General features: G+C 38.7%; 14 protein-coding genes. 10 read left to right on the top strand and 4 right to left on the bottom strand.

Annotation, left to right across the window (positions count from 1 at the left end):
* Positions 1 to 44: 44 nt before the first annotated feature.
* The 5 genes from bioB (at position 45) to MKY71_RS09405 (ending at position 4,187) form a co-directional block, all read left to right on the top strand.
* Complete coding sequence (bioB, locus tag MKY71_RS09425) at positions 45 to 1,040, top strand: biotin synthase BioB (protein WP_340732346.1); 996 nt, start codon at positions 45 to 47, stop codon at positions 1,038 to 1,040.
* 180 nt (positions 1,041 to 1,220) lie between these two features.
* Positions 1,221 to 2,417, top strand: a complete 1,197-nt coding sequence (locus tag MKY71_RS09420) for a class I SAM-dependent rRNA methyltransferase (protein WP_340732345.1) — start codon at positions 1,221 to 1,223, stop codon at positions 2,415 to 2,417.
* A 15-nt stretch (positions 2,418 to 2,432) separates the two neighbouring features.
* Positions 2,433 to 2,621 (top strand): hypothetical protein, encoded by a 189-nt coding sequence (locus MKY71_RS09415; RefSeq protein ID WP_008403793.1) that lies wholly within the window; start codon positions 2,433 to 2,435, stop codon positions 2,619 to 2,621.
* A gap of 123 nt (positions 2,622 to 2,744) precedes the next feature.
* Entirely contained in the window at positions 2,745 to 3,377 is a 633-nt protein-coding gene (locus MKY71_RS09410) for a TetR/AcrR family transcriptional regulator (protein WP_340732344.1), read from the top strand.
* 75 nt (positions 3,378 to 3,452) lie between these two features.
* Positions 3,453 to 4,187 (top strand): glucose 1-dehydrogenase, encoded by a 735-nt coding sequence (locus tag MKY71_RS09405; protein ID WP_340732343.1) that lies wholly within the window; start codon positions 3,453 to 3,455, stop codon positions 4,185 to 4,187.
* Positions 4,188 to 4,243: 56 nt separating this feature from the next.
* Here MKY71_RS09405 and MKY71_RS09400 read toward each other — a convergent pair whose 3' ends face one another.
* Entirely contained in the window at positions 4,244 to 4,822 is a 579-nt protein-coding gene (locus tag MKY71_RS09400) for a copper resistance CopC family protein (protein ID WP_340732342.1), read from the bottom strand.
* Positions 4,823 to 5,094: 272 nt separating this feature from the next.
* On the opposite strand from MKY71_RS09400, the gene MKY71_RS09395 reads away from it, so the two are divergent.
* The 3 genes from MKY71_RS09395 to rarD all read left to right on the top strand — a co-directional run bounded on the left by MKY71_RS09395 (position 5,095) and on the right by rarD (position 9,627).
* On the top strand, positions 5,095 to 6,858 hold the full coding sequence (locus tag MKY71_RS09395) for an ABC transporter ATP-binding protein (protein WP_340732341.1): 1,764 nt from the start codon (positions 5,095 to 5,097) through the stop codon (positions 6,856 to 6,858).
* Positions 6,848 to 8,614, top strand: a complete 1,767-nt coding sequence (locus MKY71_RS09390) for an ABC transporter ATP-binding protein (RefSeq protein WP_340732340.1) — start codon at positions 6,848 to 6,850, stop codon at positions 8,612 to 8,614. The genes MKY71_RS09395 and MKY71_RS09390 overlap by 11 nt, the downstream gene beginning before the upstream one ends.
* A gap of 86 nt (positions 8,615 to 8,700) precedes the next feature.
* Entirely contained in the window at positions 8,701 to 9,627 is a 927-nt protein-coding gene (gene rarD / locus MKY71_RS09385; protein ID WP_340732339.1) for an EamA family transporter RarD, read from the top strand.
* 67 nt (positions 9,628 to 9,694) lie between these two features.
* Here the strand turns inward: rarD and MKY71_RS09380 are convergent, their stop codons facing one another.
* A complete protein-coding gene (locus MKY71_RS09380) occupies positions 9,695 to 10,495 on the bottom strand; it encodes a M15 family metallopeptidase (RefSeq protein ID WP_340732338.1) in 801 nt (266 codons plus the stop codon).
* A 196-nt stretch (positions 10,496 to 10,691) separates the two neighbouring features.
* A complete protein-coding gene (locus MKY71_RS09375) occupies positions 10,692 to 11,915 on the bottom strand; it encodes an MFS transporter (RefSeq protein ID WP_340732337.1) in 1,224 nt (407 codons plus the stop codon).
* Positions 11,916 to 12,025: 110 nt separating this feature from the next.
* Between MKY71_RS09375 and MKY71_RS09370 the strand changes: the two genes are divergently transcribed.
* Positions 12,026 to 12,409 carry a winged helix-turn-helix transcriptional regulator gene (locus MKY71_RS09370; protein ID WP_079527035.1) on the top strand — a complete coding sequence of 128 codons (384 nt, stop codon included), beginning with the start codon at positions 12,026 to 12,028 and terminating at the stop codon, positions 12,407 to 12,409.
* A gap of 70 nt (positions 12,410 to 12,479) precedes the next feature.
* On the opposite strand, the gene MKY71_RS09365 is transcribed toward MKY71_RS09370, so the two are convergent.
* On the bottom strand, positions 12,480 to 13,319 hold the full coding sequence (locus MKY71_RS09365; protein WP_340732336.1) for an aldo/keto reductase: 840 nt from the start codon (positions 13,317 to 13,319) through the stop codon (positions 12,480 to 12,482).
* A gap of 536 nt (positions 13,320 to 13,855) precedes the next feature.
* Here MKY71_RS09365 and MKY71_RS09360 point away from each other — a divergent pair.
* Positions 13,856 to 14,284 (top strand): DUF1641 domain-containing protein, encoded by a 429-nt coding sequence (locus tag MKY71_RS09360; RefSeq protein WP_339171152.1) that lies wholly within the window; start codon positions 13,856 to 13,858, stop codon positions 14,282 to 14,284.
* The last annotated feature ends 9 nt before the right edge of the window (positions 14,285 to 14,293 follow it).

Raw genomic sequence — 14,293 nt, 5'->3', positions numbered from 1 at the left:
TTTTTAACAATTAAAATCTTACTGATCAATAGGGGGAAGTATTAATGAATTGGGTTCAATTAGCTGAAGAAGTTCTCGAAGGAAAAATACTTACGCATGAAGAAGCGTTAGCCATCGTCCATGCACCGGACGATGAATTGCTACTATTAATGCAAGGGGCCTTTCTTATTCGGAAGCACTATTACGGTAAAAAAGTAAAACTAAATATGATAATGAATGCTAAAAGTGGCTACTGTCCTGAAAACTGCGGCTATTGTTCACAATCATCCATTTCTACTGCACCAATTGAAAAATATCCGTTTATTACAAAAGAAGAAATCATTGCCGGTGCTAAAAAAGCATTTGAAAATCAGATTGGAACGTTTTGTATTGTTGCGAGTGGACGTGGACCGACACGTAAAGATGTAAAGGTTGTAAGTGAAGCGGTTCAGGAAATTAAAGAACAATACGGATTAAAAGTTTGTGCTTGTTTAGGGTTGCTAAAAGATGAACAGGCAGAACAATTAAAAACAGCTGGAGTCGACCGCTATAATCATAATTTGAATACATCCGAAAAGCATCACGATTTTATTACAACTTCACATACATATAAAGACCGGGTCAATACGGTTGAAATTGCTAAAAAACATGGGATGTCACCTTGTTCGGGGGCGATTATTGGAATGCGTGAAACGAAACAGGATGTTGTTGATATTGCTTATGCACTTCATGCACTGGATGCAGATTCCATACCAATCAACTTTTTAAATGCAATTGATGGGACAAAGCTGGAAGGCACAAAGGAGCTGGATCCCCGCTATTGCTTAAAAGTACTCGCCTTATTCCGCTACATTAACCCAACAAAGGAAATACGAATCGCTGGAGGACGTGAAATCAACTTAGGATCGTTACAGCCACTTGGGTTGTATGCTGCAAATAGTATTTTTGTAGGGGATTATTTAACAACAGAAGGTCAAGAGGAAAATGCGGATTACGCATTAATCAGAGATTTAGGCTTTGAAATTGAAATCAATGAGAAGCAGGCAGCACTTCAAATATAGGCTGGATACGAGAGATCATCTACCTAATTAATTATAAAAAAGCAATACTAGCAAGCGTCAATTCAACATGCGAGTAGCTATTCGCAAGCATTCGTAGTAAACTAATAGTGTACGGAGAGATTTGTATCTAAAACAAGTCTCTCTTTTTTATGAACGAAAAACAGTAGTAAGGATGAAAGCATGAGAAAAAAAACAGAACTACAAGTAGAAAGTAAAGCGATTAAGGATTTGACGAATGGCAATCCATTAATTTTAAAAGATACAGTTGTAATGCCGGAAGTATCGATTGAAGAAGGCAGCCTTCTTCATTTAGTTGATAAAAGCGGCGGCTATATTGCAACTGGCTATTACGGTATTCAAAATAAGGGAATCGGCTGGGTGCTGACTCGTAAAGAAAAAGAGCAGATCGATGTGAAGTTCTTTACAAAAAAAATCCGTGAAGCTGCTGAAAAACGTGCAGACTTTTTTGCCTCTGAAGATACAACTGCTTTCCGTGTATTTAATGGCGAAGGTGACGGCATTGGTGGTTTGACAATTGATTTCTTTAACGGCTTTTACATGGTGAGCTGGTACAGTGAAGGGATTTATTCATTCCGTAATGATATTTATGAAGCATTGAATGCGGCAGTGAATACACGCGGGATTTATGAAAAACTGCGCTTTGATACAAATGGTCAATATATTGATCAGGATGATTATGTATCCGGTGAAAAAGGCGAATTCCCGCTGATCGTTCAGGAAAACGGCATGAACTTTGCGGTTGATCTGAATGATGGGGCAATGACAGGGATTTTCCTAGATCAACGGAATGTACGTAAAGCATTACGTGACCGCTATTCAACAGATAAGACGGTACTGAATACATTCTCATACACTGGAGCGTTTTCTGTTGCTGCTGCATTAGGCGGAGCATCGGGAACAACTAGTGTCGATCTGGCAAAACGCAGCTTACCTAAAACAATCGAGCAATTCAGTGTGAATGGAATTGACTATGAATCACAAGATATTAAAGTGATGAACGTATTCGACTATTTCAGCTATGCCGCAAGAAAAGGCCTGAAATTTGATGTCGTTGTACTGGATCCGCCAAGTTTTGCCCGTACGAAAAAAATGACATTCAGTACATCAAAAGACTATCCGAAATTGCTTAAAGATGCGTTAACGATCACAAACAATGGTGGCGTGATTATCGCATCGACAAACAATGCAAGCTTTAATATGAAAAAGTTCAAAACATTCATCGATAAAGCGTTTAAAGATTATGGTGCACGCTATAAAATTTTGGAAGAGCACCAGCTACCGGAAGATTTCACGGTACCGCATAATTTCCCGGAATTCAATTATTTAAAAGTAGTCATCATTCAAGTGATGAACTAATCGGAGTGATATGATATGAAATACAATAAAACAACGATGCTGAAATTAATCAACGAGCATCGCGAACTGCATGACGAACTGAAAAAACTGAAATCGGAAATGGGACTGGAAAAAAACTTCGCCGTTAAAGCGCTGTACCATTCAGCAGTGGCAGAAGATGGTCCATATATGAAAGATTATCAGGACCTGGAGCGTTTACGCTAATACTGGCACCGCAACGATTGAAACCAATTGTTGCGGTGTATTTTTTTGAGCGTGACCATTAAATTAACTGTATATAATCATGATACAATACAGCTATAATATGTAAAATTGAGGGGAAAGCTATTGAGTATTCGAGAACAAAGAAAACAACAGCGCAGGGAACAAATCATTCAGGCAGCAAAAGCTTTAATGTTGAAAAGTGGCATTCAGCAAGTTCAACTGCAGGATGTTGCCAATGAAGTAGGAATTGGGATTGCAACATTTTATCGTTACTTTGCCAATAAGGAATTGCTTGTATTAGCCATAAATAATGAAATAACACGAGAAATGACAAATACAATCAAGCATATTGCTAAGGAACCAATCACCGCTTACAAACAAATTGATCGGATTTTAACTTATTATATTGAGTTAATCGATGATCCGGAGCATCAATTTGTGAAGTTTTTTAAAGCGTTCGAAGCATATAAACCGATATCAGAAGAGACGTACGAATACAAGGAATTTCTTGATATTCGAAAAGAAATGGCCAATGTTTTATATTCTATTGCGGTAAAAGGAATGGAAGACAAATCAATACGAGCAGGTATTGATATTCCGGAGTATGTATTTACAGTTGTACAAAATATAAGTTATTTTTCGGTAGAATCCTATTTGACCGAGCATGACCCTGATCTACCTGTAAAATTAGATCCTAAAAAACAGTTAAAGCTAATTCGAGAAATGTTTTTACAATTCATAGCTACTAAAAATTGACGGACCGATTAAACACTGCTATTGTTAAATTAAGATAGTGATAGTTAACTATCATATTTTAGGAGGATGATTCTGATGTCTCGATTAACAGGTAAAGTTGCCATTATTACTGGTGCTGCTCAAGGTATGGGTGCTGCCCATGCAAAAGCATTTGTAGAACAAGGTGCAAAAGTAGTTTTAACAGATTTAAATGAAGAAAAAGGGAAAGCATTTGCTGCAGAATTAGGGGAGAATGCAATCTTCATAAAACAAAACGTTACTTCAGAGGAAGATTGGACAACTGTTATCACAAAAGCTGAAGAAGCATTTGGTCCTGTGAACGTTTTAGTAAACAACGCTGGGATTTCAATGGCTAAAAACATGCTGGAAATGTCTTTAGATGAATACATGAAAATCGTCAATATTAACCAAGTTTCTGTATTTTTAGGTATGAAAGCAGTAGCAGCTTCAATGATGAAAGCTGGTGGCGGTTCAATCGTCAACATTTCTTCCATCAATGGCCTAGTTGGTGGTGCTGTAGGATATACAGATACGAAATTTGCTGTGCGTGGGATGACGAAAGCAGCAGCTTTAAACTTGGCGCCAATGGGTATTCGTGTCAACTCAGTACACCCGGGTGTTATTGCAACTCCAATGATTATGCAGGAAGATGCAAAAGCTGCAATCGAAGAATTTGCAAAGCATATCCCACTTAAACGAGTATCACAACCGGAAGAAGTATCTCAAGTAGTAGTCTTCCTAGCATCGGACGAGTCTAGCTACTCAACAGGTGCGGAGTTTGTCGTTGATGGCGGAATTACAGCACAATAATAGTTAAAAACAGCACTCCAACCGCAGAAAAGTAACGGTTGGAGTGCTGTTTTAATTTATTTTTTCGTTTTCTTAACTAACCATCTCTTATAGCTATATATCGTTATTGCTGCGAGCACAAGTACAATCAGGGTGATGACAATGACGAGTGTCCAAAATGAGCCTTCATCATCCTCATCGGAGTTCGTCTCATCTTTTAAAGTATCCACGAGTGAATCTACATCGTTGGCAATTTTTTCAGTAGTGTCAGCTGCATTGTCCTCTTCTTTCTTAGTCTCCGCAGGTGCATTTACTGCAAATGAAAATGAACCAGATAACGGATGCCCATCCTCGCTAATACTATCCCATTCAACTGTATAAGTGTCATTTGGAAGCGGATCAAGCATAATTCCGGTTAGGACCCCATCATTTATAGAAATCGAATGAATATCCATTTCTTTCCCGTCGCTTGCTATTACTTTAAATATACTGCCTTCTTCAATCTTCCCTTCAAACGTCAAATCAATTGTTTTTATATTTTCGTTTACAGATTCACCTTCTGCAGGATTAGTTGATACCAAGTGTGTATGTGCGAATGCTCCCGGTACAAATAATAAAAATGTAGCAACGAACGATAACAATAATTGTTTCCTCAATAAAAAAACTTCCTTTCGATATTCATTTAGCAGTTCCCATTCCTGCAGAAAAAATAAAAATCTGCTGTAAATGGAATATTGGTTTTAGTATGGACAAAAAAATACAGAAATATTGTAAGCGAAAATATAATTGCAAAAAGCCGTTACAAAATCATCTGTAAAATGGTCGGTAAAAAATAATTCGGAATCCGAAAAAAATATTTGTAAAATATATCGGAAAATTTAAATATTTGGTAAAATGGAGGAACTTGAGTAAAAAAGAGGGTGAAAGAATGAAGGTATTTCTAAAATTAGGTTGGTTTTTTAAAGAGCGAAAATACCAGTACATAGTCGGGCTTCTAATGCTTGTATTAGTAGCGATCCTGCAGCTCGTCCCGCCGAAAATTATCGGCTTCACAATTGATGAAATCGGTGCAAGGACATTGACGAAAGCAGGCCTGTTCAAATGGCTCGCCATCATTATCGGTGTAGCAATTGCCATGTACATACTGCGTTACTACTGGCGTCAAATGATTTTCGGCTCGTCCAACCTGTTGGCGCGAACATTACGCGAAAAGCTCCATCGCCATTTTACACAGATGTCCCCATCGTTTTATCAAAAGAATCGTGTCGGTGATTTGATGGCACATGCAACAAATGATATAAGTGCAGTGCAGCAAACTGCTGGCGGTGGAGTGTTAACATTGTTTGACTCGCTTACAACAGGGGGCTTTGTCATCTTGGCCATGGCGATTACAATCGACTGGCGTCTGACATTAATTGCACTCATTCCGATGCCGCTAGTCGCCTTATCGACGAGCTATTACGGCAAGCTTCTGCATGAGCGTTTCCGTCATGCCCAAGCGGCGTTTTCCGATTTAAACGATAAAACACAGGAAAGTATCAGCGGCATGAAAGTATTGAAAACGTTTGGTCAGCAACAGCAGGATGTTGCGGATTTTACGAAGCTTTCCGATGAAGTTGTGGAAAAAAATATGCGCGTTGCGAAAGTCGATTCACTATTTGACCCGACGATCAGCTTTGTAGTTGGATTGAGTTTTATGTTAAGCCTTGGATTCGGGACAAAATTTATTTTGGAAGAGGCAATGACTGTCGGGGATTTGGTAACTTTCACAACGTATTTAAGCATTCTGATCTGGCCAATGCTGGCAATTGGCATGCTGTTCAATATCGTTGAACGAGGCAGTGTTTCCTATGACCGGATCGAACGCATCTTAAATACTCCGATTGAAATCGATGACAAAGTTGGCGCAATCGAAGAAAATCCAACGGGTGATCTTCAATTCAATGTCACTTCATTTACATTCCCAGGAGATACGGCACCGACATTGAAAGATGTGCATTTTGAACTGAAACGCGGGGAAACTCTTGGAATCGTCGGTAAAACAGGCGCAGGGAAAACATCGATTTTAAAGCTGTTGCTACGTGAATTTGAAGGTTACAAAGGAACGATTCAATTTGGGGAACACAATATAAATGATTATAAGAAAAGTTCTTTGCGACAGGCGATTGGTTATGTACCGCAAGATCATTTTTTATTCTCGGCAACACTTTATTCCAATATTGCCTTTGCCAACCCTCGTGCAAGCATGCAGGAAGTTCGCGCAGCGGCAGCACTTGCAAATATTGATGAAGATATTATGAGCTTTACAGATGGCTATGACACGATCGTCGGAGAACGTGGCGTATCGCTTTCAGGTGGCCAGAAACAACGGATTTCCATTGCTAGGGCACTACTGATGAAACCTGAACTGCTTATTTTGGATGATTCTTTATCTGCGGTAGATGCACGTACGGAAGAAGCCATATTACATGCACTGAAAGAAGAACGTAAAAATGCAACTACGATTATTACATCACACCGTCTAAGTGCGATCCAGCAGGCGCATATCATTATTGTTGTAGATGAAGGGACGATTATTGAAAAAGGTACACACGAACAGTTGATGGCACTGGAAGGCAGCTATTATGAAATGTACCAGTTGCAGCAACTTGAGCAGTTAGTGGAACAGGGGGGTGACCACGATGGCGAATGAGACGATTTCAAGTAAAGAACAGCGCCTCGTATTAAAGCGCCTCTTTACGTATTTAAAGCCTCATAAAAAAATATTGGCTATTGCGCTGTTTCTTCTTGTTTTAACAGTACTCGGAGATATTATCGGTCCGTATTTGATCAAAATATATATCGATGACCATTTAATGATCGGCAATTTTGATATGACCCCAATCGTGACACTCGGAGTCGGGTATTTTATCATTCAGTTGCTGAATGTTGTGATTACCTATTATCAAAATATTAAATTCCAGGAGCTTGCCCTAAAAGTCATTCAGCAGCTGCGAATTGATGTGTTTTCAAAGATCCATCGACTGGGAATGCGTTATTTTGACCAGGTTCCGGCCGGTTCAATCGTATCCAGGGCAACAAATGATACGGAAGCGATTAAAGATATGTTCGTTTCGGTACTGATCAGCTTTGTACAGGCGGCATTTTTAATAGTTGGTGTATATTTTGCGATGTTTTTCCTGAATGCAAAACTTGCCTTCTACATGCTGCTATTGCTGCCGGTCATTATGTATATTATTTGGCTTTACCGCAAAATGAGTTCGGTTGTGTATATGCGCATGCGGGAGAAACTGAGTGAACTTAATGCGAAACTTTCTGAAACATTATCAGGAATGAGCATCGTACAGGCTTTCCGTCAGGAACCAAGGTTCAATGACGAGTTTGACCGTGTCAATGAAGAGCACTTCCAGTCGATGATGGCCAATACGAAAATGAACAGTCTTCTGCTTCGTCCGATTATTGACTTAGTGTACTTTACAGCAATTGTTATTTTACTGTTTTACTTCGGTTGGACATCATTTGAAACAGCTGTGGAAGTCGGGGTTGTTTATGCGTTCATTACATATATGAACCGCTTCTTTGACCCGATCAACCAAGTAATGGAACGTCTTGCACTGTTCCAGCAGGCGATTGTAGCGGCTTCCCGTGTATTTGAGCTGATTGATAATGAAGAACTCGAGCCGGCACAGCAAAACAAGCCTGTACAAGTTTCAAAAGGGCTTATCGAGTTTAAAAATGTGTCGTTCAGCTATGACGGCAAACAAGACGTACTGAAAAATATCTCGTTCACGGTTAATCCCGGGGAAACGGTGGCGTTAGTCGGGCATACCGGCAGCGGAAAAAGTTCCATTATTAATCTTTTGATGCGATTTTATGAGTATCATCGCGGTGAAATATTAATTGACGGCCAATCGATCAAAGATTACGAACAGCAGGAACTACGTGAAAAGATGGGGCTTGTGCTGCAAGATCCGTTCCTGTTTTACGGAACGATTGATTCGAATATTCGTTTATACAATGAAAGTCTAACATTGCAGAAAGTAAAGGAAGCAGCTGAGTTCGTCCAGGCGAATGATTTTATTGAATCGCTGCCGGATGGATATGAAAGCCGTGTAACAGAGCGCGGTTCAACGTTTTCAAGCGGACAGCGCCAATTGGTGGCATTTGCGCGGACAATTGCGACAAACCCGAAAATCCTTGTTCTCGATGAAGCAACGGCAGCGATTGATACCGAAACGGAAGTGGGCATTCAGCAGTCATTGGAAAAAATGCGTAAAGGCCGTACTACTATCGCAATCGCCCATAGACTTTCAACAATACAGGATGCCGAGCAAATATTAGTTTTGCATAAAGGTGAGATTGTCGAACGTGGAACACATCAACAGCTTATCGCACAAAAAGGGTTATATCACAAAATGTACTTATTGCAAAATGGTATAGTGGAATAATTTTAAGTGTGCTAGTAAGCTACAATTATTTACTTCTCAAATATGGACAACTATAATGAGAGTATCAAAAATTAGAAGGTGCACCAATGTCAGAACTAAAGAAGGGCGTCTTTTTAGCAATCGGCGCCTATTTAATGTGGGGGATCATTCCCCTGTACTGGAAGCAGCTGCAGCATGTCGGCAGTGTAGAAATATTAGTGGGACGTGTCATTTGGTCCTTTGTATTCACCGTTTTGTTTGTGTTGCTGATTCGTCAGTACAAACAGATGATCGCAGATATTAAAATGCTATGGAAGAATAAGAAACAGTTTTTTTTACTGTTCGTAGCATCGGTATTTGTTTCGCTAAACTGGGGAATTTTCATTTGGGCAGTAAACAATGGACATTTACTGCAGACGAGTTTAGGTTACTATATTAATCCGCTTATATCTGTGTTGTTCGGTCTGATCTTTTTTAAAGAAAAAATTTCTCGGGCAACTACAGTAGCAGTCATCATTGCGGCAATAGGGGTCGGATATCAGGCGGTATTAGGTGGGACGATTCCTTGGGTATCACTTGCGCTTGCACTGACATTTGCTTTTTACGGTGTCATTAAAAAGCAGATTCCGCTCGATGCGACACGTGGTCTTGCAATTGAAACATTGTTCGTTTTACCGATTGCTGTCGCGATCTACATTTATTTAATGAGAACGTCGGAAATCGCCTTTATGCATGTGGACTGGAAAACGAATCTATTGTTAATGGGCGGAGGGATCGTGACTGCCTTGCCACTAGTCCTATTTGCAAAAAGTGCGCAAAAAATACCGCTTTATCTATTAGGTTTCATTCAATTCCTGGCACCTACGATCAGTCTAATGCTCGGCATTTTCTTATATAAAGAGCCTTTCACGCTGACAGAATTTATCACTTTCATTTGTATATGGCTTGCGGTATTCATCTTTTCGGCATCCAAAGTGCTCGAAGCGAGAAAACATCATGCAGCGTATAATAAAGAGAATGATGTTAAAGTTTAATCAAACGATAAAAAACGACCTTTTGCACATGCAAAAAGTCGTTTTTTTTTATTTTAACGAGAGCCTATCAAGTTTCATCCAATAAGGAAGTAATAATATATCCCCCGGCATTATTACCGGAAACTTTGATGTTCTGTGATTCAAGTGTGTTTACGGATGTTTTGTTGCTGGTATACTGCACGAAATAAGTTGTATCATCTAAAGTCATTTTATAAAATTGCTTTTCTTTGAGATAAGCAATATATTCCTCAAATACGAAGTCATGCTGCTTCATCATCACGCTGTGGGGCAGGCCTATGTATCGGAAATGCCAAGGTTCATACTCTATCCCGGTAATGTCGACTTTATGTTTAGGGTAACGTAGAATGTAGCCGAACTCCGCTGCATGTTCTTCCATCCAGTTTCCTTCTTCCACATTTTCCATTTTGCCGACAGTAGAACCGATATCAATCGATAAGCCCGTCTGGTGTTCACTGTAGCCGGCAGGCAGAGCATAATCAGCACCGTATTGTTCATAAAGCTGTTCCTGAAGTTTTCCGCTCCGATAGGCACTATTAATTATAAAATGCTTGATTCCATCGTTCGCTGCAGCATCGAATAATTGCTTGAGGGGTGGAATCGCCTGTTCTACTAGAAAATACTCTGAATTGACGATCACATTATCCGCTATATCAGCTGGAATAGAGGCTAAATTGCTTGGTTCATTCTGCAAAGCGATATCCCGGTTAACAAGTACAAGATCCCCGTTTGAGACGGAGTACGATGCTAGTGAAAGCTGCTGAGGTAAGTCGGGAGCACCAACTTGTTCAGTCCCAAAAAATTGAAAGCCACTAACGGCAAAAATAAGTATAAAAATAATCTTTTTCATTAAATAACGCTCCTTCAATCTAAGCATAGCAAATAAATCGGAATTTTGAAGCTTAAAATTGTGGAGATATTCCGAAGTACTACAAAAATACGGTTGATGAAGCTCCTTTTGAGTATTTCCATACGGAATTATAAACAAAAATAGAAACCGTCTCAAACATTAATGTTAGGAGGGTTTCTATCATATTTTATAAATATTAATTTTTGGATAATGGCGAGAATTCATTCTTAGTACAAACATTTTGTTTTTTTTCTACTATCATCCAAACTAATGTAATACTTGCGGCAATGATTACCATTAAAAATCCGTATAGGGGCGTATTGTCCAGTGACTGATAATGTACAATTAAACCGCCGACATATGAACCGAGGAAAATCCCGATATTGAAAGCCGAAATATTTAAAGCAGAAGCCATCGCAGTAGCAGCTGGTACATATTTTTCGGATAGCTGAACGGCATACAATTGTAAGCCCGGCACATTCATAAACATAAAAAGTCCCATCGCTAATACCATTACGAGCCCAATTACCTTGGAATCAAATGAGAAGTATACACCTAGTAACGTTAAGGCTAGTCCAATAAAGAAGATGAATATCGCACGCAGTGGATTAATGTTTGCAAAGTGGCCCCCGATTGTATTACCAATAGCGACACAAATTCCGTAAACAATTAATATGACGACGATCGCATGAGGGGAGTAACCCATTTGATTTTCAAGAATAGGGGACACGTATGTGTAAACAACAAATACGCCTCCGTAACCCATTGCTGTAATAAATAATATTAACAGCATACGGAAATTGCTTAATACTTTTCCGATATCACTTAATGAAATTGGTTTACTTTTTGTTAAATTATTTGGTACAAGAAATGCATTGCTGATTAACCCAATTATTCCAATAACGACGATGAAGATGAATGATAGCCGCCAATCCGTTACTTGGCCAATGAATGTTCCTAAAGGGACTCCACTGACAGTTGCCAAAGTTAATCCTGTAAACATAAAAGCGATGGCACTTGCCCGTTTGTTTGGTGCTACAACGTCAGCAGCTATAACCGCCGCAATCGACATAAAAACACCATGGGCAAAAGCAGAAATAATGCGTCCAATCAACAATAAAATAAACGTTGGTGCTATCGCTACCCATAAATTACCGACGATAAAAAGTACCATTACGAGCAGCAGCACCTTTTTACGGTCAAGCCGGGATGTTAAAACCGTTAAAATGGGTGCTCCGATTGTAACGCCCAGTGCATAGATTGATACAGTTAATCCTGCAGTACTTAAAGTAATACCAAACTCATTTGTGATAAGCGGGAGCAATCCAACGCTAATAAATTCTGTGGAACCGATACCAAACGAACTGATTGCTAACGCAAGAAGTGTTAATCTGGCGTTTGGTGTTTTTGATGTAGACATATTAAAAAATACTCCTTTGATTTATTTTATAGGGTATAGTATTATTCATACATACGATAAAAGCATGTACAGTACTTTTAGTTACTTTTGATAATACTGGGGGTTTCAATATGAAAAAAGTTTATAATATTGGTGTCGAAGCAACACTCGAAGTCATTGGGGGTAAATGGAAACCAGTCATTCTATGTCACCTCAATCACCATGGTCAAATCCGGACGAATGAATTTCGCCGGTTAATTCCCGGCATTTCACAGAAAATGCTGACGTCCCAATTACGCGAACTTGAGCAATGCGGTTTAATTAATCGTAAGGTGTACAACCAAGTACCGCCGAAAGTGGAATATTCCTTAACCCCATATGGACACGAGATGGAGCCGGTACTCAACTTACTTTGCACGTGGGGCGAGAAGCATATCGATAAATTAAAAGAGAATGGCGAAGAAGTTCTTCTTATGCAGCGTGATGATGATATTGCTGTACAAAAACTATCTTAATGAAAATAATGAAAGCCTCAAGGTACTAAAATTCTTGAGGCTTTTCGTCTCTTCAAATCTTCAATTCAAATTAGAAATCAAAAACTTCCGGATCCGGTCCGACGCGTTTATCTAAATTCATCGCGTTAATGATCTGCATTTCTTCAACAGTAAGACTAAAATCAAAAATGTCGGCATTTTGAGCCATACGCTCTTTACGAACGGATTTAGGAATCGTGATAACTCCATTTTGAATATCCCAACGTAAAATAACTTGTGAATTTGATTTTCCATACTTTTCGGCAATTTTTGCAATCGTCGGATCTTCGAGTAGACCGCCTTGCATTAATGGCGCCCAAGCTTCTAATTGAATATTGTGCTCTTTGCAATATGCACGTAATGATTGGTGTTGTAGGCGCGGGTGATACTCAACTTGGTTAATGACCGGTGTTACCCGAGCGTTTTTCATTAAATCCTGCAAATGCGAAATATTGAAATTGCAAACACCGATTGCTCTGATTTTACCTTCTATATACAGATCCTCTAAAGCACTCCAAGACTCGGCATATTTATTTTTACCTGGCCAGTGGATTAAATATAGATCCAAATAGCCCAGCCCTAATTTTTCCAAGCTCTCTTCGTAAGCTGAAACAGTTTCCTCATAATTTAACCCGGCATTCCAAACTTTAGATGTGATGAATAAGTCCTCTCTATTTAAACCGGTAGAGGCCAGTGCCAATTTAATGCCCTCGCCAACACCCGCTTCGTTTCCGTAAATAGCGGCTGTATCAATGCTGCGATAACCTAGCTCAATCGCATTTTTAACGATTTCTGCTGTTGCGTCGTTTTCCACCTGAAAGACGCCAAGGCCCATTGCTGGCATTTCTACCTCATTATTTAATTTGATTGTATCCTTTAAACTAGTAATCATTTATTGATCCTCCAATGGAATAAGTATTTCGTTGCTTTTTTATTATGGATCCACTTTAAAATTAAAAAAAGTACGCACTTTTTCGTTTCATAGCAACGTGGAGGTTCCTATTGAGTCAAATCAACCGTTTGAAGAGAAAGTTTTTTAGAAAAATATTATGGAGGGGAATAGGAAGGGGAGTGAATCACTTTTACTCGTAAAGAATTTTTGTTTTCTATCATATAAATACATAATTAACCTTTAATAATGATAAAAAACAACTATTTAAATACTTTCAATATTAAAAATAATGAAGGGAAATTTTTATTAAAAAAAACATAAAAATACGTCATATACATAAAAATAAAATTTTTTTAAATAATAAAAATACAGAATATTCTTAAATTAAGTTTTTCCTTCTTTTATTTCCGTTTTCTAATTGTAACAAACGAATCTTTGTGCTATCGTTGCTTATTGAATGGTATGTGAAAGTTTTTACAATCGGGTATGAAATTTTCGAAAAAAATAATATTAAGTGATGGCAAAGGAGAGTTATTATGTCAGAAATGAATAATCAGCAGGTAGAAAAAGTGGCTGTTACACAAGAACAATTAGATGTTTTAGATCAGTTACTAAAGCCAGAGGTACAAGCTTCATTAACTACTTTAGTAGATAACTTACCAAAGTTGGCTGAAATGACTACATTATTAACAAAAACGTATGAATTTGCTACTAGTGTTGCAACTGATGAAACATTAAAAAATGATACAGTTGCTGCTGTAACAGAAATGGCCAGCCCAGTTGTTGGTACTGCTAAATCATTGGCACAAACAGCGATCGAAGCAAAAGACCGTGCTGAAGAAAGCAATGAAACAGTAGGCGTATTCGGCTTATTAAAAATGTTGAAAGACCCACAAGTGCAAGGGGCATTACGTTTTGCTAATGCATTTTTACAAGTAGCATCTGAACGCAAACAAATGAAATAATTTGTACAA

Source organism: Solibacillus sp. FSL W7-1324, assembly GCF_038008025.1.
GTDB lineage: Bacteria > Bacillota > Bacilli > Bacillales_A > Planococcaceae > Solibacillus.
Note: the sequence above shows the minus strand (reverse complement) of the source record. Positions and strands in the feature narration are given on the sequence as shown.